Below are 26,745 nucleotides of genomic sequence, written 5' to 3' on the forward strand. Positions count from 1 at the left end.
GCGACTGGTGGCAATATGAGCAAGCTGACCAAGCAATATCAAGCGCAACATAATGATTGCCAGGGATTATTTGCAATATCGAATAATAACTATTGGTGTGCTGCACAAAAATCGGCGAAAATTGCGGGATTGCGCTTGCTCTAAAAATTTTAAACTGAGGAGAACCCTGTTATGTCTGAAGCCGCGAAGCCCAATCGGCCACAGTTTCGTAATATAAGCATTACTCAAATTGTCGGTTACCGCTTTCCGTTGGCAGCCTTCATTTCGATTTTGCATCGTATTAGTGGCTTGCTGATGTTTTTGCTCCTGCCTTTTATCTTGTTCATGTTGGATAAAAGCCTGGTATCTGAAAGTTCTTTCGAATACTTCAAAGGTTTTACGTCGGGCTGGTTCGTAAAGCTTGTCATCCTGGCCCTGTCCTGGGCCTATCTGCACCACTTCTGCGCCGGCATTCGCCACCTGATCATGGATAACCACATCGGCCTGGATAAGGATAGTGCGCGCAAATCGGCTGCGGGAGTCCTGATTATCAGCGTGCCGCTGGCGTTGATCGTTGCATTGAAACTGTTCGGAGCGTTCTGATGGCTGACAACAAGAATATTGGCGCCAAGCGCCTGGTAGTGGGAGCCCATTACGGTTTGCGGGACTGGCTGGCGCAACGCCTCACGGCTGTCGTCATGGCGATCTATACCGTCATCCTGCTGGTGTCGTTTCTGACCGCCAGCAATTTTACTTATGAAGGCTGGGCAGGGCTGTTTTCGCATCAGTGGTTCAAGCTGGCTACGTTCGTAGCGCTGATGTCGCTGTTCTTTCATGCATGGATAGGCGTGCGTGATGTCTGGATGGATTATGTCAAGCCGGTCGCTCTGCGCCTGGTCTTGGATGTTGCCACAATCCTGTGGTTGGTTGCTTGTGCCGGATGGGCGGCGCAGATTTTGTGGAGAGTGTAATCGTGGCAGCTATTAAATCCACAATTCCTACACGCCGCTTTGATGCGGTAATCGTTGGGGCCGGTGGTTCCGGTATGCGTGCTTCGCTGCAGTTGGCGGAAGCTGGTTTGAATGTAGCAGTCTTGTCGAAGGTGTTTCCTACCCGTTCGCACACAGTGGCGGCGCAGGGCGGCATCGGCGCCTCGCTGGGCAACATGTCCGAGGACAGCTGGTACTGGCACATGTTTGACACCGTCAAGGGCTCGGATTACCTGGGTGACCAGGACGCGATCGAATTCATGTGTCGCGAAGCGCCAAAGGCGGTGTATGAGCTGGAACACTTCGGCATGCCGTTCGACCGTAATGCCGACGGCACGATTTATCAGCGTCCGTTCGGCGGCCACTCGGCCAACTTCGGCGAAAAGCCGGTAGCGCGCGCTTGCGCCGCTGCCGACCGTACCGGCCATGCGCTGTTGCACACGCTGTATCAGCGTAACGTGCGCGCCAAGACGCATTTCTTCGTCGAATGGATGGCGATCGATCTGGTGCGCGATGCCGAAGGCGATGTCATCGGCGTAGTGGCGCTGGAAATGGAAACCGGCGATGTCATGATCCTGGAAGCCAAGACCACCGTGATGGCTACCGGCGGCGCAGGGCGTATCTGGGCGGCTTCGACCAATGCCTTTATCAATACCGGCGACGGTATGGGTATGGCGGCGCGTGCCGGCTTGCCGCTGGAAGACATGGAATTCTGGCAATTCCACCCGACCGGCGTGGCTGGTGCGGGCGTTCTGATTACCGAAGGCGTGCGCGGCGAAGGCGGGATTCTGATCAACGCCAACGGCGAACGTTTCATGGAGCGCTATGCGCCTACCCTGAAAGATCTGGCGCCGCGCGATTTCGTATCGCGTTCGATGGACCAGGAAATCAAGGAAGGCCGCGGCTGCGGTCCGAACAAGGATCACGTGATGCTGGATCTGCGCCACATCGGCGCCGAAACCATCATGAAGCGTCTGCCTTCGATTTTGGAAATCGGCCACAAGTTCGCTAACGTTGACGCTCTGAAAGAGCCGATTCCAGTGGTGCCGACCATCCACTATCAAATGGGCGGCATCCCGACCAACGTTTACGGTCAGGTCGTAGTGCCGAAGAACGGTATCCCGAACGCGGTAGTCAATGGCTTGTACGCCATCGGCGAATGCGCTTGCGTATCGGTGCACGGCGCCAATCGCCTGGGCACCAATTCGCTGCTGGATCTGGTGGTGTTCGGCCGCGCCGCCGGCAATCATATTGTCGACAGCAAGCTCAAGGAACGCAGCAACAAGGCTTTGCCGGCAGACGCAGCCGACGTCGCCCTGGCGCGCCTGGCCAAGCTGGAAGCCAGCACCGGTTCCGAGCGCGTGCAAGACGTGGCCGGCGATATCCGCAAGACCATGCAGCACTACTGCGGCGTGTTCCGTACCGATGAGCTGCTGCAGCAAGGCTACAAGGAAATCATGGTGCTGGACGAGCGGCGCAAGCATGTTGCGTTCAAGGACAAGTCCAAGGTATTCAACACCGCACGTGTCGAAGCGCTGGAGCTGGACAACCTGATCGAAACCGCCAAGGCCACCATTACCTCGGCTGCAGCTCGTAAGGAATCGCGCGGCGCCCATGCGCATCGCGATTATGAAAAGCGTGATGACGAAAACTGGATGAAGCACACTTTGTGGTATTCCGAAGGTAATCGTCTCGACTACAAGCCTGTCGTTACCAAGCCGCTGACAGTTGATACGTTCAAGCCAAAGCCACGCACATTCTGATTTGTCGCGGCAGGGCGGTGCGCCACATGGTGGCCCGCAGCTCTGCCGCACAATTAATAAAAAGGTATAGCCATGTCATCACGTACTTTGAAATTCAAAATCTACCGTTACGATCCCGATAAGGATGCCAAGCCTTATATGCAGGACCTGACGGTGGAACTGCTGCCGACCGACAAGATGCTGCTGGATGCCCTGCAGCGTATCAAGGCCGACGTCGACGATTCGCTGGCGCTGCGCCGCTCCTGCCGCGAAGGCGTGTGCGGTTCCGACGCCATGAACATCAACGGCAAGAACGGTCTGGCTTGCACCACCAATCTGAACGAGCTGAGCGAGCCTATCATCCTGAAGCCGTTGCCAGGCCTGCCGGTGATCCGCGATCTGATCGTCGACATGACGCAATTCTTCAAGCAATACGATTCGATCAAGCCGTTCCTGATCAACGACAGCATTCCGCCGGAAAAAGAGCGTCTGCAGTCGCCGGAACAGCGCGAAGAGCTGGATGGCCTGTACGAGTGCATCCTGTGCGCATGCTGCTCGACTTCCTGCCCGTCGTTCTGGTGGAATCCGGACAAGTTCGTCGGCCCGGCCGGCTTGCTGCAAGCCTACCGCTTCATCGCCGACAGCCGCGACGAAGCCACCGGCGCCCGCCTGGATAATCTGGAAGATCCGTATCGCCTGTTCCGTTGCCGTTCGATCATGAACTGCGTCGATGTCTGTCCGAAGGGCTTGAATCCTAACGCAGCGATCGGCAAGATCAAAGAGTTGATGGTCCGTCGCGCTGTATAAGAGAGTAAGCAGGGCGGCGGAGCTTCCGAGTCTTCCCGCCCTGGTTTTTGCAACAGTTTTAGAACTGTTCGTCGAAAGCGCCGAACGGCGATATCAAATAGAATAAGTGGTTTCCATGCCTATCATCCATCAAGCCGATCCAGCTAACCGAGCCCGCCTGCGCTGGCGTGCGCGACGCGGCCTGCTTGAAAACGATCTGATACTGACCCGTTTCCTGGATGCAAACGAGGTCAGCATGACGGACGACGACGTCGACGCTTTTTCGCGCCTGATGGAACTGTCCGACATTGAACTAATGGATTTGCTGCTGGTCCGTAAAGAACCGGACGGCCTGCTGGATTTGCCGCAAGTGCATGCACTGTTAGCCAGAATACGCACTGCTTAAGCCCGTATCTTCGCCGGCGGCGACGGCCGCTGAAGATGCCGATCGGCTTGCGGGCGCATCTTTTGTTTTTTTTGATTGAGGGAAGAGCCATGACCACCGCTGATACAAAAGCCACGCTATCGTTTTCCGATGGCAGTCCATCCGTAGAGTTTCCTATTTACAAGGGCACCGTCGGCCCGGAAGTTATCGATATCCGCAAGCTGTACGGCGCTACCGGCAAGTTCACTTACGACCCCGGTTTCATGTCGACGGCGGCATGCAATTCGTCGATCACCTATATCGATGGCGACAAGGGCGAATTGCTGTATCGCGGCTATCCGATCGAGCAACTGGCGGTCAATTGCGACTTCCTGGAAACCTGCTACCTGTTGCTGAACGGCGAACTGCCGACTGCAAAGGAAAAGGAAAAATTCGACGCCACCGTGACCCAGCACACCATGGTGCACGAGCAGATGCAATTCTTCTTCCGCGGCTTCCGCCGCGATGCACATCCGATGGCTGTGCTGGTTGGTACCGTCGGCGCCTTGTCGTCGTTCTACCATGACTCGCTCGATATCACCAATGAGCACCATCGCGAAGTGTCCGCGATCCGCCTGATCGCCAAATTGCCGACCCTGGTCGCCATGGCGTACAAGTACACAGTCGGCCAGCCTTTCGTCTATCCGCGTAACGACCTGTCGTACAGCGCGAACTTCATGCACATGATGTTTTCCACGCCGTGCGAAGAGTACAAGGTCAACGACGTGCTGGTGCGCGCACTGGACCGTATCCTGACCTTGCATGCCGACCACGAGCAGAACGCTTCGACTTCGACCGTACGCTTGGCCGGTTCCAGCGGCGCCAATCCGTTTGCCTGTATCGCTGCCGGTATCGCTTGCCTGTGGGGCCCTGCGCATGGCGGCGCCAACGAAGCCGCACTGAACATGCTCAAGGAAATCGGTTCGGTCGACAAGATCCCTGAGTTCATCGCCAAAGTGAAAGACAAGAACTCCGGCGTCAAGCTGATGGGCTTCGGTCATCGCGTCTACAAGAACTTCGATCCGCGCGCCAAGCTGATGCGCGAAACCTGCTACGAAGTGCTGAACGAACTCGGCCTGCATGACGACCCGTTGTTCAAGCTGGCGATGGCCTTGGAAAAAGTGGCGTTGGAAGACGAATACTTCGTTTCCCGCAAACTGTATCCGAACGTCGACTTCTACTCCGGCATCGTGCAGTCGGCGCTGGGCATCCCGGTATCGCTGTTCACCGGCATCTTTGCCATGGCGCGTACAGTCGGCTGGATCGCGCAATGGAACGAAATGATTTCCGATCCTGAGCAAAAGATCGGCCGCCCGCGCCAGCTGTTCGTCGGTTCGCCGACCCGTGACGTGCCGGCAATCGCCAAGCGCGGCTAAAAAGGGCGCGAGCAGGCAATAGCAACACAAGCAACACAAAAACAGCGAATCCAAGGATTCGCTGTTTGCATTTCTGCAGGTTATGCTATGCTCTCAATCTGTGCCGATTTGTACCGTCACAGCATAGTAAAAGCATGTGATGAGCATGTTTTGAAGGGCAGGCGTAAAGAAGTACCCGAATTGAAATTGTAGTAATAGAGCCCTTCCCCACAACTTGATGTGCAATCCGCTAACCGGTCAGGCCGTGTCGCGGAAGGTTATGTTAACCCGCTAATCTCGCGAAACGCGAAGAAAGGTGAGCAAGATGATGCAACAATACCGCTCTAATTCTTATCTCTTCGGAGGTAATGCACCGTACATTGAAGAGCTGTACGAGTCTTACCTCGACAATCCCGGTTCAGTTGCCGATAACTGGCGTGCTTATTTTGACGCCATGCAACATGTGCCTGCCGTCGACGGCACCGACAAGCCTGACGTAGGCCACGCCTCTGTCATCGCCTCGTTTGCCGAGCGCGCCAAACATGGTCCGATCCGCACTATCTCCGCTTCGGCAGATGCTGAAATGGGACGCAAGCGTGTTGCTGCAACGCAACTTATCGCCGCCTACCGTTATCTGGGTTCACGCTGGGCCAATCTGGACCCGCTGCAACGCCAGGAACGTTCCGTATTGCCTGAACTGGAACCAAGCTTCTACGGTTTCACCGATGCCGACATGGACATCGTGTTCAACATCAGCAATACCTACTTCGGTACTGAAACTGCTACGCTGCGCGACCTGCTGAATTCGCTGCGCGATACGTATTGCCGTTCTATCGGCACCGAGTACATGTACATCAGCGACCCGACTGAAAAACGCTGGATGCAGGAGCGCCTGGAGTCGACGCGTTCGGCGCCGGTGTTCACCGCAGAAAAGAAAAAACACATCCTCGACCGCCTGACCGCGGCTGAAGGACTGGAGCGCTACCTGCACACCCGTTACGTCGGTCAAAAGCGTTTCTCGCTGGAAGGCGGCGAAAGTTTCATCGTGTCGCTGGACGAAACGATCCAGCGCGCCGGCGCCAAGGGTGTCCAGGAAATCGTTATCGGCATGGCCCACCGCGGCCGCCTGAACGTGCTGGTCAATACCTTGGGCAAGATGCCGCAAGAACTGTTTGCCGAATTCGAAGGCAAGCATGCCGACGACCTGCCGGCAGGCGACGTCAAGTATCACCAAGGCTTCTCTTCCGACATCACCAGCCCGGGCGGCCCGGTGCATCTGTCGCTGGCATTCAATCCATCGCATCTGGAAATCGTCAACCCGGTGGTTGAGGGTTCGGTCAAGGCGCGCATGGAGCGTCGCGGCGACACCGACGGCTCGCAAGTGCTGCCGATCCTGGTCCACGGCGACGCTGCATTTGCCGGCCAGGGCGTTGTGATGGAAACCCTGAACCTGGCGCAAACGCGTGGTTACGGCACTGGCGGCACCGTGCATATCGTGATCAACAACCAGATCGGTTTCACCACTTCAGATCCGCGCGATTCCCGTTCCACCCTGTATTGCTCGGACGTCGTCAAGATGATCGAAGCACCGGTCCTGCACGTCAACGGCGACGATCCTGAAGCGGTCGTGTTCGCTACCCAGATCGCGCTCGATTACCGGATCGAGTTCAAGAAAGATATCGTGGTCGATATCATCTGCTTCCGCAAACTGGGCCACAACGAGCAAGATACGCCAGCGCTGACGCAGCCGCTGATGTACAAGAAAATCGGCCAGCATCCAGGCACCCGCAAGCTGTACGCGGACAAACTGGTGGCGCAAGGCACTATCGCTGCCGACGCTGGCGACGCCATGGTCAAGGCGTTCCGCGATGCGATGGACGCCGGCAAGCACACCATCGATCCGGTCATCACCAACTTCAAGAGCAAATACGCGGTCGACTGGCTGCCGTTCCTGAACCGCAAGTGGACCGATGCCGCAGACACTTCGGTGCCGGTCACCGAATTGAAACGCCTGGCGGCACGCATCACTACCGTGCCGGAAAATTTCAAGGTTCACGCGCTGGTCGAAAAGGTGTTGAACGACCGCGCCGCCATGGGCCGCGGCGAACTCAACCTCGACTGGGGCATGGGTGAGCATCTGGCCTACGCATCGCTGGTATCGTCGGGTTATGCGATTCGCCTGACCGGCCAGGATGCAGGCCGCGGCACATTCGTCCATCGCCACGCTGTACTGCACGATCAGAACCGCGAGCGTTGGGATGCCGGCAGCTATATTCCGCTGCAAAACATCTCCGAACAGCAAGCGCCGTTCAAGGTGATCGACTCGGTCCTGTCGGAAGAGGCGGTACTCGGTTTCGAATACGGTTATTCCACCGCAGAGCCAAATACGCTGACCATCTGGGAAGCCCAGTTCGGCGATTTCGCCAACGGCGCGCAAGTCGTGATCGACCAGTTCATCAGCTCCGGCGAAGTGAAGTGGGGCCGTGCTTCCGGCCTGGTCATGATGCTGCCGCACGGTTACGAAGGCCAGGGCCCGGAACACTCGTCGGCACGCCTCGAGCGTTATCTGCAACTGTGCGCAGACAACAACATGCAAGTGGTGCAGCCGACTACCGCAGCGCAGATTTTCCATCTGCTGCGCCGTCAGATGATCCGCTTGTTCCGCAAGCCGCTGGTGATCATGACGCCGAAGTCGCTGCTGCGTAACAAAGATGCCGGTTCGCCGTTGTCCGATTTCAGCAAGGGCAGCTTCCAGACCGTGATCGGCGAAATCGATGACAAGATCGATCCCAAGAAGGTCAAGCGCATCGTCGCTTGCTCGGGCAAGGTTTACTACGATCTGGTTAACGCACGTAAAGAGCGCGGTCAGACCGACGTGGCAATTATCCGTCTGGAACAACTGTATCCATTCCCGCACAAGGCGTTTGCTGCCGAGTTGAAGCAGTTCCCGAACTTCAACGAGCTGGTATGGACCCAGGACGAGCCGCAGAATCAAGGCGCATGGCTGCAGATTCAGCACAACATTTTTGAAAACCTGGAAGATGGCCAGAAGCTTGCATACGCAGGCCGTCCGGCCAGCGCATCGCCAGCGGTCGGTTACTACGACAAGCACTATGCGCAGCAAAAAGCATTGCTGGACACAGCATTTTCCAAGCTCAAAGGCTTTGTTCTTACAAAATAATTGACGCCAGGGCAGGATGCCTGCCCGACGCACCATCTTACGGAGAATTAAATGGCACTTCTAGAAGTAAAAGTTCCGCAATTGTCGGAATCGGTCGCTGAAGCGACTTTGTTGACATGGCATAAAAAAGTCGGCGACGCTGTCAAGCGCGATGAAAACCTGATTGATATCGAGACAGATAAAGTTGTGCTTGAGCTGCCGGCTCCAGCCGACGGCGTGATCGTCCAGCTGATCAAAGGCGACGGCAGCACCGTGGTTGCCGATGAAATCATCGCTGTGATCGACACCGAAGCAACAGCTGGCGCAGTTGCCGCTCCGGCTGCAGCACCAGTAGCTGCTGCAGCTCCGGCAGCGGCTTCGGCGGCAGTGGCAGTGGCAGCACCGGCAGCATCGCAATCGGCAGCGGGCATCGCCATGCCTGCCGCAGCAAAACTGCTGGCGGAAAACAATCTGTCGGCGTCGCAGATCGGCGGCAGCGGTAAAGACGGCCGCGTCACCAAGGGCGACGTTCTGGGCGCACTGGCCAACAAGCCGGCTGCACCTGCACCTCTGGCAGCGGCGCCAGCCAAGCCGGCACTGCAGCAAGTTGCCGCGCCGACCAAGGCCCAGCTGGACGAGCGTCCGGAAGAGCGTGTGCCTATGAGCCGTTTGCGCGCACGCATCGCCGAGCGCCTGGTGCAATCGCAATCGACCAACGCCATCTTGACGACATTCAATGAAGTCAACATGCAGCCAGTCATGGACCTGCGCACCAAGTACAAAGACAAGTTTGAAAAAGAGCACGGCGTCAAGCTCGGCTTCATGTCGTTCTTCGTCAAGGCCGCGGTTGCCGCACTGAAAAAATACCCGATCGTCAACGCTTCGGTTGATGGCAACGACATCGTGTACCACGGTTATTTCGATATCGGTATCGCCGTTGGTTCGCCGCGCGGCCTGGTCGTGCCTGTATTGCGCGATGCGGATCAAATGTCGATCGCTGACATTGAGAAGAAAATCGGCGAATTCGGCGCCAAGGCCAAGGATGGCAAGCTGACGCTGGACGACCTGACCGGCGGTACATTCTCGATCTCCAACGGCGGTACTTTTGGTTCGATGCTGTCGACGCCGATCATCAACCCGCCGCAATCGGCGATCCTGGGCGTGCATGCGACCAAGGACCGTGCCGTTGTCGAAAACGGCCAAATCGTGATTCGCCCGATGAACTATCTGGCCATGTCTTATGATCACCGTATCATCGATGGTCGTGAAGCAGTGCTGGCATTGGTAGCGATGAAGGAAGCGCTGGAAGATCCGGCCCGTCTGTTGCTGGATCTGTAAGCTTTAAATCTCGCCAGGCGAGGGCGCCCTGACTCCTATTTCCGCGTAAGGAAAATGGAGCAGGGCGTATCGTTTAGGCGGCTAAGTAAATGATGATGAGAGCCTTGCTGCTGTCGCTTGCCGGAATTAACTGCTTTGAGCTACAGAGCAGGCGGCTTAAGTTGACAATCGGCCGGCAAGGCAATAACTCGAAGGATGGAAATGAGCAAACAATTTGATGTCGTCGTGATCGGTGGCGGTCCTGGCGGTTATATTGCAGCAATTCGCGCCGCACAACTGGGTTTCAATACTGCCTGTATTGATGAATGGAAAAATGCCAAGAACGGTCCTGCGCCGGGCGGCACTTGCACCAATGTCGGCTGCATTCCATCCAAAGCGTTGTTGCAATCGTCTGAGCATTACGAGCATGCCGGCCATGCATTCGCCGAGCACGGCATCGAAGTCAAGGGCCTGGGGCTGAACCTGGGACAGATGCTGGCGCGCAAGGATAATGTCGTCAAGCAAAACAATGAAGGCATTTTGTACCTGTTCAAGAAGAACAAGGTCACCTTCTTCCACGGCCGCGGTTCGTTCGTCAAAGGCGACGCCAACGCTTACGAAATCAACGTTGCCGGCGCTACCGAAGAAACCATCACAGCCAAGCACATTATCGTGGCTACCGGCTCTAACCCCCGTGCATTGCCAGGCACGCCGTTTGATGAAAAACTGATTCTGTCGAACACCGGCGCACTGGCAATTGAAGCGGTTCCGGCTAAACTGGGTGTTATCGGTGCTGGCGTCATCGGCCTCGAAATGGGCAGTGTCTGGCGTCGCCTGGGTTCAGATGTCAGCGTATTGGAAGCGCTCCCGACTTTCCTCGGCGCAGTGGACGATCAGATCGCCAAGGAAGCCGCCAAACTGTTCACCAAACAGGGGTTGAAGGTCAGCCTGGGCGTCACGATTGGCGCCATTACGGCCGGCAAGAATGATGTCACGGTAGAGTATGTCGATGCCGCCGGCGCAGCACAAAAAGTGGTGTACGACAAACTGATCGTATCCATCGGCCGGACGCCGAACACCATCGGCCTGAACGCCGAAGGCGTCGGCCTGCAGCTGGACGAGCGCGGCTTTATCGCTGTCGACGCTGATTGCAAGACCAACTTGCCGAACGTCTGGGCGGTAGGCGATGTGGTGCGCGGCCCGATGCTGGCGCACAAGGCGGAGGAAGAAGGCGTGGCGGTTGCTGAGCGTATTGCCGGACAGCATGGTCACGTTAACTTCAACACGATTCCATGGGTGATCTATACTTCGCCGGAAATCGCCTGGGTTGGCAAGACTGAACAACAACTGAAGGCAGATGGAGTAGCATATAAAGCTGGCACATTCCCGTTCCTGGCCAATGGCCGGGCACGCGCTTTGGGTGATACCTCAGGCATGGTCAAATTCCTGGCAGATGCCAAGACCGACGAAATCCTGGGTGTTCACATTGTTGGGCCTATGGCATCAGAGTTGATTTCAGAAGCCGTGGTGGCGATGGAATTCCGCGCATCTGCGGAAGATATCGCCCGTATCTGTCACGCGCACCCATCCTTGTCGGAAGCGACCAAGGAAGCGGCGCTGGCAGTCGACAAACGGTCCCTGAATTTCTAAGGGAGAAGCACATGCGCGATCTGACACCACCGTTGATCCTGTTGTTAGGCCTTGCACTGTCCGGCTGCGCGACTACGGCGTCGGATAACGGTCGTGTGCTGATCGTGGCTACCTCCGACAGCCAGCAGCTGGAAGGCGCGCGCTGTGTGGTGAAAACCGACAGCAGCCGCTGGAATGTGGTTACGCCCGGCGATGTCCTGATTGTTGAAGCCGACGGCGACTTGCATGTGGTGTGCGACAAACCAGGCTATCGCACCTCGGAAGTGGTGTATCGGGCTCCGCCTGGATTGAATTCTCCTAGCGTCGGCATCGGCGCCACCGGCGGCAGCGGCGGCATCGGTGCGGTCGGCCTCGGTTTGGGGGCCAACCTGCCGCTCAGTTTCGGCGGTAAGGAGAAGGCTTATCCCAGCCGCGTGCTGGTAGAGATGGGGCGGTCATAGTTGCGGGGTAGTTGTCACGGTGTTGTCAGGGCGGTTGCCTGGATTGAAGTGGGTGAGCGGAAGCTCGCCCATTTTTATTTTAAGCGGCTTGTTCAATGAGCATGATTAATTTTTTGTCAATCACAAAGATTGGCAAACGGGTTTGAGCTTTTCGTCAAGAATTGAAAACACAATGAACGTCTTAGAGTTTTACGAACAGACACTGGCACAAAGGGGTTTCCAGGCCGATGACGCGCAACGGCGCGCGGTCGATCGCCTGCAGCAGTCTTACGATGAATGGGTCGGGTACAAGGCGCGGCGTTCCAGCTCCTTCAAACGCTTGATCAACCGGCCTGACGTGCCGCGCGGCGTATATATGTGGGGCGGGGTCGGACGCGGGAAATCGTTTTTGATGGACAGTTTTTATTCGGTGGTGCCGGTGGTGCGTAAAACCCGCCTGCATTTCCACGAATTCATGCGCGCGGTGCATCGGCAGCTGGATGAACTCAAAGGCGTTGCCGATCCGCTCGATGAAGTGGCGAAGCGGGTCGCCAGGAAATATCGGCTGATCTGTTTTGACGAGTTTCATGTGTCCGATATCGCCGACGCCATGATCCTCTATAACCTGCTGAAAGCCTTGTTCGATAACGGCGTGTCATTTGTCATGACCTCGAATTACGAGCCGGGCACGCTTTATCCTGACGGTTTGCATCGCGATCGCATGCTGCCGACCATCAAGTTACTGCGGGATAACCTGGATGTGATGAATATCGATGCCGGCATCGATTACCGCAAGCGCGCCCTGGAACAGGTGGATAGCTACCATTCGCCGCTCAATGCCGATACCGATCGCGCCTTGCGGCATGCCTTTACCGGGCTTGCCGAGACTACTGACGAAGATCCTGTGGTCGATATCGAAGCACGTAAAATCAAAGCCTTGCGCCGGGCCGGCGGCGTGATCTGGTTCGATTTCAATACCTTGTGCGGGGGGCCGCGCTCGCAAAACGATTATCTGGAAATTGCCAGCCGCTTCCATACGGTGATATTGTCCGGTATTCCGCAGATGTCGGCGGCGATGTCGTCAGAGGCGCGCCGGTTTACCTGGCTGATCGATGTGTTCTATGATCACAAGATCAAGTTGATCATGTCGGCCGCGGTGGAGCCCGGCGAGCTGTATACGCAAGGCATGCTGGCCAACGAGTTTCACCGTACCGTATCGCGTATCATGGAAATGCAGTCGCGCGAATACATGGATAGCGAACGACGTTCCGAAGCCGACTCGATTGTGTGAGCCAAGCTGCAGGTAGCGGTGTTTGAAAGATAACGTACAGAAATGGATAGGTTTACGTGGAATTTGTTTCCTTGAGTTTGGCCCCTAGGTCTTTATGGACATTGTCAGCGCCGGCGCGCGCGCGTCTTCAGCGACCTGTCTTGCTGGGTGTTGCTGCGCTGCTGCTGACGCTGTCGGCCAGCGTGCAGGCCGCAGACGCCGAGTTGAAGCCGGTCGCCGAGCCTGCCGCCGAGCTGACCGCACGCTACCCGCTGGAAACGCTCAATTCGGTGCAAACGTCGAATCGGGCTTTGGCCGATGTCGCCAATGCCAAGGCCGAAGTCGAGGCGCGCGATCTGGAACAGCGGCGCGCCTGCTACGCAAAGTTCTTCGTCAACCATTGCCTGGATGCCGCCAAGGAGCAGCGCCGCCTGGCGCTGAAGGCCATCCGTCCGGTAGACATCACGGCCAACGCCTTCTTGCGTAAGGACCGTGCCGACGAGCGCGACAAGGCGCTGGCAGTGCACGATGCCCAGCAGCCGGCCGAAGCAGCGCAAAAAGCGCAGGATCAAAAGGAAAAAGAGCTGAGCAACGCCGACAAGGTCAAGCAGGGCGCTGCAAAGGAAAAAGAAGTGGCAGCCAATACCCGCAAGCATCTGGGTGAGGCAGACAAGCGCGTGGCAGCGCATAACGCCCGCGTGCAAAAGGCGCAGCAGGATGGGGCAGCCAAAGCCTCGCAACGTGCAGCCAATGTAGCCGCTTTTGAGAAAAAGGCGCAGGACTCGGCAGCGCGTCAGCGTGAAGTAGCCGCAAACAAGGCTGCCAAAGCCAAGGATCTGGCAGACAAGAAGGCGGCTGCAACGGGCGTGCCGGTAGCGCCTGCTGCGCCTGTGTTGAAATCGCCGTCGCCGGCCAGCACTGCACCGGCGTCAGCGCCGTAAGCCAGGCCGGAATTACACTGCGCGGCGCATCTTCTTGACGGTGTAGTTCTGCGCTTCCTTAGGCAGCGCCACCAGTTTGACGATCGCAAAGGTGCAATTGTCCGCGGCATGGCCTTCGGCCCGCTTGCGGGTCTTGGTGATCAGCATTTCGGCGGCGTCGCGCGGTTTGTTCATGGCGATGGCCGCACCCAGTTCATCTTCCGTAAAGTAGTGCCACAACCCATCCGAGCATAGCAGGAAGGCGTCGCCAGCCTTCAAACCGGTATAGCGGTTGATGGTGACCGTAGGTGTGTCGGTGCTGGAGCCGAGCGCGTTCAGCAGGATGTTGGACAGATTGTGCGATTTCGCTTCGCTGCGCGACAGCTTGCCTTCGGCCACCAGTTTCTCGACATAGGAATGGTCGATGGTGTGCTCGGCGAAATTGGGACCGTCGAAACGGTACAGGCGCGAATCGCCGACGTGGCCCCAGGTTGCCGTGCCGTCCGGCGCCAGCACCAGGATCACCATGGTGGTATGCGGATCCTTGTCGTTGGAAAAGCCGCTCAGCTTGATGACAGTGTGGGTCTCCAGCGCAATGTTGCGCAGCATGACCTCGACATCGTCGATCAGCGGCGAGAACCCCTCAAATATCTGTTTGGCGGTGCAAATCACCTGTTCGGCAGCCAGTGCGCCGCCGCTGCGGCCGCCCATGCCGTCGGCGAGTACTGCCATCATGTAACCGGGCGCTTTGGGGGCGGTGAATAATGCGGCGCGGTCCTGTTGTTCCTGGCGGTCGCCGATGTGTTGGCCGGTACCGGCTTCGATCTTGTATTGGCTCATTCGTCTGGGTAGATTAAACTGCATCCTGTTCTGGGTAATTCCGGGCTGGCCGGGCCTCGATCGAGCGTGAGGTTGGCATACATCGCAACTCGCAGCAACTCACCGCCATTCGCATACAGTAGTACAGTAAGAAGTCGATGGGAAATATTATACGCAGGAATAATTTTTAAAGTGTTTCCAGATGTTAACATTTTCCAACGCTAGAATACGACCGTGATTGATATGACCATGATTGATCGAGAAGAAATCCTGCGCCGCATTATAGAACTTGAAGTCGAACATCGCGATCTGGATGCGGCAATTCATACTATGACGAATCAGGTCTTGCATGAAGAATTGCAGTTACGCCGCCTGAAAAAGCGGAAATTGCAACTCAAGGACCAGATCACGCTGTTAAGAATGCAATTAATTCCCGACATCCCTGCCTGATAGCCCACCCCGAGGCTGTTAGGATAAACACCCAGCCTCTGCTTTAAGTAAGTTACCTTGACCGAAGATACATCTCCCCTTGTTGCAGAAGGCGCTTTGTCCGCTGCAATTGCCACGGCAGCTCCCGGCGCCCACGATGCCGACATCGATCGCCTGTTCGCCAGTTCCGGCCCGCTTGGACAGGCGGTCGGCGGCTTTCGCCCGCGCCAGGCGCAGACCGAAATGGCGAAAGCCATCGCCGACGCCATCGCCCAGCAAAGAACGCTGATTGCCGAAGCCGGCACCGGTACCGGCAAGACTTTCGCTTACCTGGTGCCGGCCTTGCTGTGGGGCGGCAAGGTGATCGTCTCGACCGGCACCAAGAATTTGCAAGACCAGTTGTACTTGCGCGACATTCCTACCGTGCGCAAGGCGCTCAGCGCGCCGGTCTCAGTCGCGCTGCTGAAAGGGCGCGCCAATTACGTCTGCCATTTTCATTTGGAACGGACCCTGCAGAATGGCCGCATGACATCGCGCGAGGATGTCGGCTACCTGCGTGAAATTTCCCGTTTCATGAAAACCACCTCGTCCGGCGACAAGGCTGAGTTATCCAAGGTGCCGGAAACCGCGTTGATCTGGAATCTGGTGACCTCGACCCGCGATACCTGCATGGGCGCCGAATGCCAGTATTACCAGGACTGTTTCGTGATGAAGGCGCGCAAGGAAGCGCAGCAGGCTGACGTGGTGGTGGTCAATCACCACCTGTTCTTTGCCGATGTGGCTTTGAAGGACACCGGCGTCGCGGAATTGCTGCCGTCGGCCAACACCATCATCTTCGACGAAGCGCACCAATTGCCCGAAGTCGCCACTTTATTTTTTGGCAATACCGTCTCTACCTCGCAGATCCTGGAATTGTGTCGTGACGTGCTGGCAGAAGGCTTGTCGCATGCCCGCGACGGCGCCGACTGGGGACAAGTGGTGGTGCCGGTAGAAAAAGCCGCACGCGATTTACGGCTGGCCTTTCCGCAGGAAGGGGTACGGCTGGCGGTGAACCAGATTGCGCCGTCGAGCGCATTCTTCCCGGCGCTGGAAACCATGCGCGCGCAATTGCACGGCATGATTGCCGTCCTCGAAAAGCAGGCGGAACGGGCGGAAACCATTGAGCAGTGCCGGACCCGCGCAGTGGAGCTGGGCCACCAGCTGGACAGCTGGAACAGTGCGCCAGGCGCCAGCAGCGGCAAGAGCGCAAAGAAAGCCAAGGCAAGCGGAGCGGAAGGCGAAGAAGGCAGCGTGCTGTGGGTAGAAGCCTTTTCATCGTCCTTGCAATTGCATCAGACACCGCTGTCGATTGCGCCGATTTTTAATAAACAGCGTGAAGGTGTCGCCCGCTCCTGGATTTTTACCTCCGCCACGCTGGCGGTGAAGAACGATTTCCAGCACTACGCCTCGCAAATGGGCTTGTGGGACGAGCCGGCCCAATCCTGGCCTAGTCCCTTCGACTATGGCGAGCAGGGCCTGCTCTACGTGCCGCACAACCTGCCGCAGCCGAATTCGCCTGACTATACCGACGCCGTCATCGACGCCGCGCTGCCGGTGATTGAAGCCGCGGGCGGCCGTGCCTTTCTGTTGTGCACGACGATACGCGCAGTCAATCGCGCCGCCGAACGATTACGCGCCGAATTCGAAGCGCGCCATCTGGATTTTCCCCTGATGGTGCAAGGCGAGGCGGGGCGCACCGAGCTGCTGGACCGTTTCCGCGCTGCCGGCAACGCCGTGCTGATCGGCAGCCAGAGTTTCTGGGAAGGCGTCGATGTGCGCGGCGAAGCATTGTCCCTGGTGATTATCGACAAGCTGCCATTTTCACCGCCCGACGATCCGGTCCTGGCGGCACGTATCGATGCGCTCGAATCCAAAGGCATGAACGGTTTCATGCACCACCAGTTACCGGCTGCCATCATTAACCTGAAGCAGGGCGCCGGCCGCCTGATCCGCGATGAAGCCGATCGCGGCGTCTTGATGATTTGCGATCCGCGCCTGATTTCCAAAGGCTACGGCCGGCGCATCTGGCAGAGTTTGCCGCCGTTCAAGCGGACCCGGGAGCTGGATGCGGTAAAGGCGTTCTGGCGCGGCGACGCGATTGATCCTGATTGAACATGAGATAGCGCTATCACTCTTGTACCGGACAGGACGGTGCGGTACATTGATGCTGGCGCGGTCAATTGCGATCGGCTAAGCTGCCCCGGATTTCCCTTCTTGAGTTGTCATCAACTTGTAATACTCGGCGTCTATTGTCACAGCTTGCGTTTTCAGGCGGCTGACGCCGGTTTTGTCGAACGTTCGTTTGGATAAAGGTAAGCAATGTTTGCAGCAGTGGATTTGGGGTCCAACAGTTTCCGTTTGCATATAGGCAAATACAATGGTGATGCGATTCGCGTCATCAAGAGTGCGCGCGACCCGATCCGACTGGCTGCCGGCCTGGATAGCAAGGGCTATCTGACCGAACAGGCGATGCAGGTTGCGCTGGATTCCCTGTCGCGCTTCCGCAATATCCTGGCCGACTATCAATTGGAAGCCGTGCGGGTGGTGGCGACCAACACGCTGCGCGTCGCCAAGAACGCGGCGGAATTCCTGCCGATCGCCGAACAGGTCGTCGGCTACCCGATCGAAATCATTTCGGGAGAAGAAGAGGGGCGGCTGATTTACATGGGCGTCGCCAGCATGCTGCGTCTGCCCAATGAAAAGCGGCTGGTGCTGGACATCGGCGGCGGCTCCACCGAGCTGATCCTGGGGCGCGGTCAACAGATCGAGCGGGTCGAGTCGTTCGGCATCGGCACCGTCAATCAAAGCCTGGCTTTTTTTGCCGATGGCCAGATTACTGCGCAAGCCTACGATGCCGCGGTGCTTTCCGCGCGCAGCCATTTCGAAGACGCGGCGCCGCCGTATCGTCCGCAAAACTGGAGCCATGCCTACGGTTCTTCCGGCACTATCCGGGCGATTTCCGAGACCATCGAAAGAAACGGCCTGGGCGATTACCGTCTGTCGTACACCAGCCTGGAAGCCTTGCGGGCACGTTTCGTCGAGTTCGGCCACGTCAGCCGTATCGATTTGCTGGGCATGAAACCGGAGCGTGCTGCGGTCATGGTTGGCGGCCTGGCTGTATTGATCGGCCTGATGCAGGAGTTGGGGATAGAAGTGATCCAGCCGATCGAAGCCGGCCTGCGCATGGGCGTGATGTGGGATCTGCAGCTGCGCGGCACGCGCCTGGACCGGCGCGATCAATCGGTGCACGATTTCTCGCAGCGCTTTCACGTAGACCAATTACGCGCAAGCCGGGTTGCTGAAACGGCGACCTCCCTGTTTGAAATGCTCAGGCCCAGCAGCGATGGCCTCAGCCAGTATTTGCACTGGAGCGCCTTGCTGCATGAAGTCGGGCTGGTGGTCTCGCAAAGCGGCTATCACAAGCATGCCGCCTACCTGATCGAAAATGCCGATCTGTCCGGTTTCACCACCCGTGAACAGCGTGCGATGAGCATGTTGATCCTGGGGCAGAAGGGAAACCTGCGGAAGATCAGCGATGCGCTGCTGGATCCTGATTTTTCCAAGGCGGTGCTGGCTCTGCGCCTGGCGGTGATGTTCCTGCATTCGCGGATCGAGGTCGATCTGGATGAGTTGCGCTTGAAAATGAAGAGCAAGATCGAGCTCGATATCAAGCGCGACTTGATTGAAGATCATCCAACCGCGAGTTACTGGATGAGCAAGGAGCAAGACTGGTGGCGCGAGATTGGCGTCGATTTCGCCATTCGCCGGACCTGACGCAAGCCGCCGCTATTATCCGCAGGGCGGGCACAGCCTGGCCATCCGGCTCACCCCGCCGGGGCGAAGATTCTCAGTAAGTCAGCCCATTGGCCTTGTTGAACAGCGCCATGTCCACGTAGCCGGAGAGGTGATTGCTGTTGGCGGCTTCGCCCACGGTATAGCCGCCTATATCGAAACCGCCGCCGGGGATCGTGTATTCAGCCTGGCCGGGGGCTCTTTTGCCGGCTGGCAGCAGCCGTGTCCATGATTTGGCTGCAGTGAAACCTTCCAGCGTCAGTGCCGACACCGGCTCATCGCGGTACTTCCGCATCATGTTCAAATGTTCAAGCTGTATCGAAGAACTGCCGAGGTTGGGGTTGGGGACGACTTGCGAGAATACTGTCCATTCCACGGCTTTGACGCCTGCCAGCTGGCGCAGCGTGGTCAGGTTAGTGAGGGATAAGCCGGCGACAAAGGTTTGCGGCGCAAGTTTGCGAAATTCCTTCAGGAATACCCCGGCGCTCACCGTGTCCGCGATCATGATCACGAAACCCGGCCTGGCGCTGGCCAGCTGCGCCGTCTCACTGCGCATTTTTGCCTGATCATTGCTCAGGTGGACGGTGCCGCTAAGCTTGATGCCGCTTTCACGCATCTGATCGGTGAGCCGCCGATAGGCGTCCGCGGTGGCGGCAGATTCTTGATATACGATGCCCACATTGTTGATGCCCAGCTTATCGAAATGGGAAAATATGTGGCGGATTTCCTGCTGGTAGCTGGGACGCCAAAACAAGACTTTGGCATCTTTCTGGTAATCGGCGCCAGCCAATGGGGCATATAAGGTCAAGCCGCTGCGTTTGAATTCTGCCGAATCCAGCACCGCCCGGGTCACATCGTCGCCGACGCCGCCAAACAGGTAGGAGACGTGGGCCTGGGCGATCAGTTCGGTCACCGCCTTCACGGCCAGGTCGGCCTGGCCGCGGTCGTCGCGCACCAGATATTGAATGCGGCGGCCGTTGATCCCGCCCTTTGCATTGAGAACGTCGAAATAGGTCTTGATGCCGGCGACATAATCGCGTCCCAGATCCGCATTAGGTCCGGACAAGTCGATGGCCTGGCCGATCACGATGGCGTCGGCGGCCGCATTTGCCAGCAACGGCAGACACAGCGAGAGGGCGACCAGATACTTGCACAAAAAGCGTTTCAAGTTTAAGTTCATTGGGAAGTCGACATATGGCGATGGAGGTGCCGCGATTCTGGTTGTAAATTGTGACGGCTTGATGAATTTGTTTCGTTTTTGAAACGGTTCTTGCCGATGGCTGGATAATTGTATATATTATTTATACGATTTAATTATGGAGAGTTGAATGGTTACCAGTAAAAATGTAAAAACAGGTGTGGCGCCAGCTGTGAAACGCGCCGTCAAGAAGCCTGCAGCGGCGATCAAGACCGTTGCCAAGGCCAAGCCGGCAGCGCGTTCCGCCGCCAAACCAGGGCCGAAGGCCGCGCCCGCAATTAAGCCTGCGGCCAAGGCCGTAGTGAAGCCCGCAATGAAACCCTTGCTCGTCGCCAAGCCGCTCGCAGCGAAACCCGCGCTGCCTGTCAGCAAATCGGCGCCTGGCATCAAATCTTTGCCGGACCTGAAGGCCAAAGTAAAAAAGGCCAAGCTGGTACGCGATAGCTTCACCATGCCCGCCGATGAATATCAAGTCCTGGGCGACGTCAAAAAGACTTTCTTGAAGGCTGGCCTGGAAGTGAAGAAGAGTGAACTGTTGCGCGTTGGCGTTGCCTTGATCCGCGAGCTGGATCTGGCAAGACTGAAACTGGCCGTGGCCAGCTTGCCGCCGGTGAAGGCAGGTCGTCCGAAGAAAGAGAAATAAGACAGATTCGCTGCGCTCAGCGGTCCGCTAAATGGGGTCCGGATTGGTACGACGGCAGGACGCGTCGTCGTACCAATCCGGACCCCATTTATTTGCTGCCGATTTATCGAAAAACATCGGGATTGAAACGGTGAAAATTGGTTTTTTAACACTGTTGCTATGTCATGGAACCGAAATAAATCTGTCATTTTCTTGAAGTAATCGGTGGTTAGGCTTGTCATCGTCACAATCAGAAAGGACGATGAATGCAACTACTAACGAATCCAGGCGAAGCCAGTCCTAGTGTTTCCAAGTTGACGGTTAGTCTTGCCAGTACGCCGGAAGAAGTGCGCGAAGTGCAACGCCTGCGCTACAAGGTTTTTATCGAGGCGATGGGCTTGTCTACGCTAGCCAATGCAGATGGTCTGGACAGCGATGAATTCGATTCTTATTGCGATCACCTGATCGTCCGCGATACCAATACCTTGCGCGTGGTCGGCACTTATCGTGTGATGAGTCCGCATGCTGCGCGGCGCATGGGGCGTTATTATTCAGAGCAGGAATTCGATCTCGGCCGGCTCGATAATCTACGCGACAGGATAGCCGAAGCCGGGCGCGCCTGCATCGATCCCGCCTACCGCAGCGGCAGCGTCATCATGCTGTTGTGGGCAGGCCTGGCGGCGTTCATGCGGCGCGAGCGGTGCGACTATCTGATGGGGTGCGCCAGCGTCAGTCTGGCCGACGGTGGCCATAACGCCGCGGCTTTGTATCATGGCCTCGATCACAGCAATTTTTCTCCTGCCGAATACCGCGTCACGCCGCATGTGCCGTTTCCGGTATATGAACGCGAAGCCGGCCACGTGGCGCAGATGCCGCCGCTGTTAAAGGGATATTTGCGCAGCGGCGCCTGGGTCTGCGGCGACCCGGCCTGGGATCCCGATTTCCATTCCGCCGATTTCTTCCTGCTGCTGCCTTTATCCAAGCTGGACCAGCGCTACGCTCGCCACTATCTTAAAGAAACGAGGGCGGCATGAAGCCGGGCGAGCAGTTCCTGGATGCCGCGCTGTTCCATTCTCTGGATGGCGCCGCGTCCGGCAGCGGATCCGGTTCGAAGCGCGACCCGATCCGCTTCCGCACTATCTGGATTTCCGACGTTCACCTGGGAACCACGGGCTGCCAGGCTGCTCGCCTGCTGGAGTTTTTGCGTGCGACCGAATCCGATACCTTATATCTGGTCGGCGATATCATCGACGGCTGGCAATTGAAGCGTCGCTGGTATTGGGACCAGGTGCACAACAACGTGGTGCAAACGGTGTTGAAAAAGGCGCGCAAGGGGACTGAGGTGATTTTCGTTCCCGGCAATCACGACGAGGCTGTGCGCCAATTCATCGATCTGGACTTCGGCGGTATCCGGATTCGCGATGAATTGGTGCATACCACCGCGCAAGGCAAGCGCATGCTGGTGCTGCACGGCGATCGTTTCGATGGCGTGATTGCCTGCGCCAAATGGCTGGCGTATGTGGGCGATGGCTTGTACACCGTGATCCTGAAATTCAACCAATGGTTCAACGGCTGGCGCGCACGTGCCGGTTTGCCCTACTGGTCGCTATCGCAATACCTGAAACTCAAGGTGAAAAACGCAGTGAATTATATTTCCTCGTTTGAAGACGCATTGGCGGCGGAAGCAAAAAAGAAGGGCCTGGACGGCGTCATTTGCGGCCATATCCATAAGCCGGAAATTCGCGACATCGACGGCATCAAATATTGTAACGACGGCGACTGGGTGGAAAGCTTGTCGGCGCTGGTGGAGGAAGCCAGCGGCGAACTGCGCCTGGTGACCTGGCAGGAAATCATGCAACAAAAGAATGCTGTGTCCAGCAACCGGGTCCGTGAGTTATGCGAATTGCCATCGTAACTGACGCGGGGCAATCGCAAATAAACGGAGTCGTCAATACTTTACGCGCCACCAGCGCTTGTCTGCGCCAGAACGGCCACGAAGTATTGCTGCTCAATCCTGATGATTTTCCAACCTTTGCCTGTCCCACTTATCCGGAAATCCGCCTGGCCCACAAACCTTACGCCAGGATTGCCGCCAGCCTGAAAGCGTTTGCGCCGGACTGCATCCATATCTCGACCGAAGGGCCAATGGGCTTGGCCGCCAGGCGCTTTTGCCTGCGTCAGGGAATAGGCTTCACCACCGCCTACCATACCCGTTTTCCCGAATACCTGAGCGCACGTTCGATTTTGCCGAAGGCGCTGACTTATCGCTGGCTACGCTGGTTTCACGGCCCTTCGAAGGCGGTGATGGTGCCCACTCCGCATGTGCTCAGGGAGTTGGAGCAGCGCGGCTTTCGCCATCTGGTGCTGTGGGGCCGGGGCGTCGATACCGAGCGCTTCAAGCCGGTGGATGAGGATCATGCCTGTATCGCGCGTCCCCTGTATTTGTATGTCGGCCGGGTCGCGGTGGAAAAGAATATCGAATCTTTCTTGCAAGCCGATCTGCCAGGCAGCAAGTGGGTGATCGGCGATGGGCCATTACGCGAAGAATTGCAGCAACGCTATCCGGAGGTGCAATTTCTGGGGGCAAAACCGCACCACGAACTCACTTCGTACTACAACTGCGCCGATGTCATGGTATTCCCCAGCCATACCGATACCTTCGGCCTGGTCATGGTAGAGGCTATGGCGTGCGGCGTTCCGGTTGCGGCCTATCCGGTGGCAGGCCCGTTAGATGTTGTGGCGCATGGCCGCTCCGGAATACTGGATGTGGACCTGACTTCGGCTTGCCTGCGCGCCCTGGTCCTGGATCGGCATGAGGTCCGCAAACATGCGTTGGAGTATTCCTGGGAAATTGCAACCCAGCAGTTCCAGCAGCATTTGTTTCAAATCCACAGCGTGAAAGCCCGTCCCGCGCATCTGCTGGCGAGAAGATCACGGCCGCTATCCGGTTTGTAGCTCCAGCTAGCTGCACCGGCTTGCCGCCATAAAAAAACCTCGCATTGCGAGGTTTTTTTATGGCCGGGGCGCGACGGCTGTCGCATGCGGCTATTACCAGAATTTCCACCAATGCGTCTTCGCCACCTTGGTGCTGTCGGTGCCGGTGCCGCCGACATACTTGCTGTTCGGGTAGGTTTTTTTCAGCACGCGCTCGGAGTCGTCGCGCAACTGCTTGAGGCCCAGCGCATCGTAAGATTGCACCATGATATACAGCGCTTCCTCAACCGCTGGCGCATCGCGATATTCCTGGATGGCGTTTTGTGCGCGATTGGCGGCAGCCACATACGCGCCGCGCCGATAGTAATAGCTGGCGACGTGGACGTCATATTGCGCCAGCGCATTCACCAGATACTTCATGCGTGCCAGCGAATCGGCAGCGTAAGTGCTTTCCGGGAAGCGGACTGCCACTTGCTTGAAGGCATCGAATGCATCGCGTGCAGCTTTTGGATCGCGCTCGGTAGCATCTTCGCTAGACAAGAAATCGAAAATACTGACCTTGTCATTGAAATTTACCAGGCCCCGCAAGTAGTACATATAGTCTACGTTAGGGTGATTCGGATGCAGCTTGATGAAGCGGTCAATCGCCGCCAGCGCCTCTGGCTGCTCGCCTTGCCGGTAATGCGCATAGGCGATATCCATTTGCGCCTGTTGCGCGTAAGTGCCGAACGGGTAACGCGATTCCAGCTTTTCAAAGTACTTAATTGCCTTATCGTAGCCGCCGCTGTTCATTTCATCCTTGGCCTCCGAGTATAATCGGGGGGCGGACCAGTTTGCGGTTTCATCGACTTTGTCTGGCAATAAGCCACACGCAGATAAGGATAGAGCGAATGCGACAGCAGCTAGTTTTAAGAGTCTTTTTTGCATAGTGGTTTGCAAGATTGCGCGTGTTTGCGTGTGGTTTGCGTGTGTTAACAACGATTGATTATAGCTGATGGGACTTCAAGTGATGTCATTTACCAAGCCAAATTTGGCTGAAAGTCTGCCTGACGCTGATTTTGACGCCAATATCGAGGATATTGATAACAGCGTCGACGACGGCGATGCGGCTACTGCCAGCGCGCCGATAGTACTGCAATTGACGCCGGATGTGTGCGGTACGCGTCTGGATAAAGTGGTTTCAAGCCTGGTGCCGCAATATTCGCGTAGCCGGATCCAGCAATGGATAGAAGCCGGCCACGTCACCGTGGACGGTAAACCCGGCACCACGAAAATGACCACCTACGGCGATGAAACCGTCATTGTGCTGCCGCAGCCGGCGCCCGATGAGCAGGCATTCAAGGCGGAAGACATGCCGCTGGACGTGGTTTATGAAGATGCTGCCATTGTCGTCATCAACAAGCCGGCCGGGCTGGTGGTGCATCCTGCGGCCGGCAACTGGTCTGGTACCTTGCTGAACGGCTTGCTGTTTCGCTGGCCGTCGCTGGTCGGGGTGCCGCGCGCCGGGATTGTGCATCGCCTGGATAAAGATACCAGCGGCCTGATGGTGGTCGCCAAAACGCTGGAAGCGCAGACCGATCTGGTGCGCCAGCTGCAGGCCCGCACCGTTAAACGCCAATACCTGGCGCTGGTGTGGGGTTCGCCGCAACTGAATGGAACCGTGGATGCCGCCATGGCGCGCCATCCGCGCGACCGCATCAAGATGGCGGTATCGGAAAGTTTGATCGCCAAGCCGGCCATCACGCATTATCAGCGGCTGGCGACCGGCCTGCTGGAGCGCCGCCCGGTCAGTTTGATGGGTTGCCGCCTGGAAACTGGACGCACACACCAGATTCGCGTCCATATGCAGTCTCTTGGCTTTTCACTGGTGGGCGACGCCTTGTATGGCAAGCAACATCTGATGCCGGCTTTCCCGCGCCAGGCCTTGCATGCATCCCGCCTGGGGCTGATTCATCCTGTCAGCGGCAAGGCTTGCGAATGGTTTGCGCCGCTGCCGGACGATTTTGCCGCACTGCTGGCGCGCGCCGGCATGAGCGCGCCTGAATAGGGGCGACTGGCCGTGGCTTTGCTGATGCAAGAGAACAATCGGAGAACATTCGGCACATGCAATTAATTATTCCGGACTGGCCTGAACTGCCGCCCAATGTTGGTGCTTTTGCCACCTTGCGTAGCGGCGGCTGCAGCCGTGCTCCTTATGACGATGGCAACGGCGGCGGCGGCCTGAATCTCGGTACGCATGTCGGTGATCTGCTGCGAGACGTGGAACGCAACCGTGCGCGCCTGGATAGGTTGCTGCCGGCGTCGCCAGTCTGGCTGTCGCAGGTGCACGGCCATCATGTGATCAATGCTGACGGCTTTGGCGCCGGCGCGGTAGTGGGAGTCGAAGCGGATGCCGCAATTGCCACCCGGGCCGGCGTGGTGTGTGCGATACAGACTGCCGATTGTCTTCCGGTATTGTTCGCCGATTCGAATGGCGGCGTGGTCGGCGCAGCGCACGCCGGCTGGCGCGGCCTGGTGGGCGGGGTTTTGCAAAACACGGTGGCGCGCATGCGGGCAGCCGGCGCCGGGCCGATTTCCGTCTGGCTTGGGGCTGCTATCGGCCCTGAACGATTCGAGGTCGGCGCCGATGTTCTTGCGGCATTTGTCGAGGCTGCAGAACCCGGTCAGGCGCGGCCGCAAAGCCTGGCGCAAATCGAGGCTTGTTTTACGCCCATCGCCCAAAGGCCAGGCAAATATTTGGCTGATATCTACCAGCTGGCGCGGATCGCGCTACGCCAGGCAGATGTACAGCATATTCATGGCGGCGGTTTATGCACGGTCAGCGACAGGAATTTCTATTCCTACCGTAGAGATCATGTGACAGGTCGCATGGCCTCGCTAATATGGCTAAAATGAGCAGCG

At 57.4% G+C, this 26,745-nt stretch carries 25 protein-coding genes; 22 read left to right on the top strand and 3 right to left on the bottom strand.

Annotation, left to right across the window (positions count from 1 at the left end):
• The first annotated feature begins 15 nt into the window (after positions 1-15).
• The 13 genes from BLV81_RS24300 to BLV81_RS19385 all read left to right on the top strand — a co-directional run bounded on the left by BLV81_RS24300 (position 16) and on the right by BLV81_RS19385 (position 14,032).
• A complete protein-coding gene (locus BLV81_RS24300) occupies positions 16-144 on the top strand; it encodes a hypothetical protein (protein ID WP_255365367.1) in 129 nt (42 codons plus the stop codon).
• Positions 145-171: 27 nt separating this feature from the next.
• Entirely contained in the window at positions 172-582 is a 411-nt protein-coding gene (gene sdhC / locus BLV81_RS19330) for a succinate dehydrogenase, cytochrome b556 subunit (RefSeq protein WP_092359295.1), read from the top strand.
• Positions 582-950, top strand: a complete 369-nt coding sequence (sdhD, locus tag BLV81_RS19335) for a succinate dehydrogenase, hydrophobic membrane anchor protein (protein WP_092359297.1) — start codon at positions 582-584, stop codon at positions 948-950. Before sdhC ends, sdhD begins: the two co-directional genes overlap by 1 nt.
• 2 nt (positions 951-952) lie before the next feature.
• Positions 953-2,731, top strand: coding sequence for a succinate dehydrogenase flavoprotein subunit (sdhA, locus tag BLV81_RS19340; protein ID WP_092359424.1), 1,779 nt, complete (start codon positions 953-955; stop codon positions 2,729-2,731).
• Between the two features lie 72 nt (positions 2,732-2,803).
• The gene (locus tag BLV81_RS19345) at positions 2,804-3,517 is read left to right on the top strand and encodes a succinate dehydrogenase iron-sulfur subunit (protein WP_092359298.1); all 714 of its coding nucleotides are present in this window, start codon (positions 2,804-2,806) and stop codon (positions 3,515-3,517) included.
• Between the two features lie 115 nt (positions 3,518-3,632).
• Positions 3,633-3,902, top strand: coding sequence for an FAD assembly factor SdhE (locus BLV81_RS19350; protein ID WP_092359300.1), 270 nt, complete (start codon positions 3,633-3,635; stop codon positions 3,900-3,902).
• 89 nt (positions 3,903-3,991) lie between these two features.
• Positions 3,992-5,296 carry a citrate synthase gene (gene gltA / locus BLV81_RS19355; protein ID WP_092359426.1) on the top strand — a complete coding sequence of 435 codons (1,305 nt, stop codon included), beginning with the start codon at positions 3,992-3,994 and terminating at the stop codon, positions 5,294-5,296.
• Positions 5,297-5,600: 304 nt separating this feature from the next.
• Positions 5,601-8,456, top strand: coding sequence for a 2-oxoglutarate dehydrogenase E1 component (locus BLV81_RS19360; protein WP_092359302.1), 2,856 nt, complete (start codon positions 5,601-5,603; stop codon positions 8,454-8,456).
• Between the two features lie 51 nt (positions 8,457-8,507).
• Positions 8,508-9,773, top strand: a complete 1,266-nt coding sequence (gene odhB / locus BLV81_RS19365; RefSeq protein ID WP_092359304.1) for a 2-oxoglutarate dehydrogenase complex dihydrolipoyllysine-residue succinyltransferase — start codon at positions 8,508-8,510, stop codon at positions 9,771-9,773.
• A gap of 201 nt (positions 9,774-9,974) precedes the next feature.
• Positions 9,975-11,402 (top strand): dihydrolipoyl dehydrogenase, encoded by a 1,428-nt coding sequence (gene lpdA, locus BLV81_RS19370; protein WP_092359428.1) that lies wholly within the window; start codon positions 9,975-9,977, stop codon positions 11,400-11,402.
• An 11-nt stretch (positions 11,403-11,413) separates the two neighbouring features.
• Positions 11,414-11,842, top strand: a complete 429-nt coding sequence (locus BLV81_RS19375) for a hypothetical protein (RefSeq protein WP_092359306.1) — start codon at positions 11,414-11,416, stop codon at positions 11,840-11,842.
• Between the two features lie 172 nt (positions 11,843-12,014).
• Positions 12,015-13,112 (top strand): cell division protein ZapE, encoded by a 1,098-nt coding sequence (gene zapE / locus BLV81_RS19380; protein WP_092359308.1) that lies wholly within the window; start codon positions 12,015-12,017, stop codon positions 13,110-13,112.
• Between the two features lie 71 nt (positions 13,113-13,183).
• Complete coding sequence (locus BLV81_RS19385) at positions 13,184-14,032, top strand: hypothetical protein (RefSeq protein ID WP_143036386.1); 849 nt, start codon at positions 13,184-13,186, stop codon at positions 14,030-14,032.
• A gap of 12 nt (positions 14,033-14,044) precedes the next feature.
• Here BLV81_RS19385 and BLV81_RS19390 read toward each other — a convergent pair whose 3' ends face one another.
• Positions 14,045-14,851 carry a PP2C family protein-serine/threonine phosphatase gene (locus BLV81_RS19390; RefSeq protein WP_092359312.1) on the bottom strand — a complete coding sequence of 269 codons (807 nt, stop codon included), beginning with the start codon at positions 14,849-14,851 and terminating at the stop codon, positions 14,045-14,047.
• A 222-nt stretch (positions 14,852-15,073) separates the two neighbouring features.
• Here BLV81_RS19390 and BLV81_RS19395 point away from each other — a divergent pair, with 222 nt between their 5' ends.
• The 3 genes from BLV81_RS19395 to BLV81_RS19405 all read left to right on the top strand — a co-directional run bounded on the left by BLV81_RS19395 (position 15,074) and on the right by BLV81_RS19405 (position 19,072).
• The gene (locus BLV81_RS19395; protein WP_170850937.1) at positions 15,074-15,280 is read left to right on the top strand and encodes a YdcH family protein; all 207 of its coding nucleotides are present in this window, start codon (positions 15,074-15,076) and stop codon (positions 15,278-15,280) included.
• A gap of 96 nt (positions 15,281-15,376) precedes the next feature.
• A complete protein-coding gene (locus BLV81_RS19400) occupies positions 15,377-17,410 on the top strand; it encodes an ATP-dependent DNA helicase (protein WP_092359314.1) in 2,034 nt (677 codons plus the stop codon).
• Positions 17,411-17,617: 207 nt separating this feature from the next.
• Positions 17,618-19,072 (top strand): Ppx/GppA phosphatase family protein, encoded by a 1,455-nt coding sequence (locus BLV81_RS19405; RefSeq protein WP_092359316.1) that lies wholly within the window; start codon positions 17,618-17,620, stop codon positions 19,070-19,072.
• 73 nt (positions 19,073-19,145) lie between these two features.
• Here BLV81_RS19405 and BLV81_RS19410 read toward each other — a convergent pair whose 3' ends face one another.
• The gene (locus BLV81_RS19410; protein ID WP_255365368.1) at positions 19,146-20,258 is read right to left on the bottom strand and encodes an ABC transporter substrate-binding protein; all 1,113 of its coding nucleotides are present in this window, start codon (positions 20,256-20,258) and stop codon (positions 19,146-19,148) included.
• Positions 20,259-20,418: 160 nt separating this feature from the next.
• Between BLV81_RS19410 and BLV81_RS19415 the strand changes: the two genes are divergently transcribed.
• From BLV81_RS19415 to BLV81_RS19430, 4 genes are all read left to right on the top strand, one after another.
• The gene (locus BLV81_RS19415) at positions 20,419-20,931 is read left to right on the top strand and encodes a hypothetical protein (RefSeq protein ID WP_092359320.1); all 513 of its coding nucleotides are present in this window, start codon (positions 20,419-20,421) and stop codon (positions 20,929-20,931) included.
• A gap of 245 nt (positions 20,932-21,176) precedes the next feature.
• A complete protein-coding gene (locus BLV81_RS19420; protein WP_092359322.1) occupies positions 21,177-21,944 on the top strand; it encodes a GNAT family N-acetyltransferase in 768 nt (255 codons plus the stop codon).
• Entirely contained in the window at positions 21,941-22,825 is an 885-nt protein-coding gene (locus tag BLV81_RS19425; RefSeq protein ID WP_092359324.1) for a UDP-2,3-diacylglucosamine diphosphatase, read from the top strand. Before BLV81_RS19420 ends, BLV81_RS19425 begins: the two co-directional genes overlap by 4 nt.
• Complete coding sequence (locus BLV81_RS19430) at positions 22,807-23,865, top strand: glycosyltransferase family 4 protein (protein WP_092359325.1); 1,059 nt, start codon at positions 22,807-22,809, stop codon at positions 23,863-23,865. The genes BLV81_RS19425 and BLV81_RS19430 overlap by 19 nt, the downstream gene beginning before the upstream one ends.
• A 93-nt stretch (positions 23,866-23,958) precedes the next feature.
• Here the strand turns inward: BLV81_RS19430 and BLV81_RS19435 are convergent, their stop codons facing one another.
• Positions 23,959-24,771 (bottom strand): outer membrane protein assembly factor BamD, encoded by an 813-nt coding sequence (locus BLV81_RS19435; RefSeq protein ID WP_092359327.1) that lies wholly within the window; start codon positions 24,769-24,771, stop codon positions 23,959-23,961.
• A 67-nt stretch (positions 24,772-24,838) separates the two neighbouring features.
• Here BLV81_RS19435 and BLV81_RS19440 point away from each other — a divergent pair, with 67 nt between their 5' ends.
• Positions 24,839-25,891: an RluA family pseudouridine synthase gene (locus BLV81_RS19440; RefSeq protein ID WP_092359329.1), complete on the top strand. Its 1,053-nt coding sequence runs from the start codon at positions 24,839-24,841 to the stop codon at positions 25,889-25,891.
• A gap of 56 nt (positions 25,892-25,947) precedes the next feature.
• Positions 25,948-26,739, top strand: a complete 792-nt coding sequence (gene pgeF / locus BLV81_RS19445) for a peptidoglycan editing factor PgeF (protein ID WP_092359331.1) — start codon at positions 25,948-25,950, stop codon at positions 26,737-26,739.
• Positions 26,740-26,745: the final 6 nt, after the last annotated feature.

The organism is Collimonas sp. OK242 (assembly GCF_900107095.1).
GTDB lineage: Bacteria > Pseudomonadota > Gammaproteobacteria > Burkholderiales > Burkholderiaceae_D > Collimonas.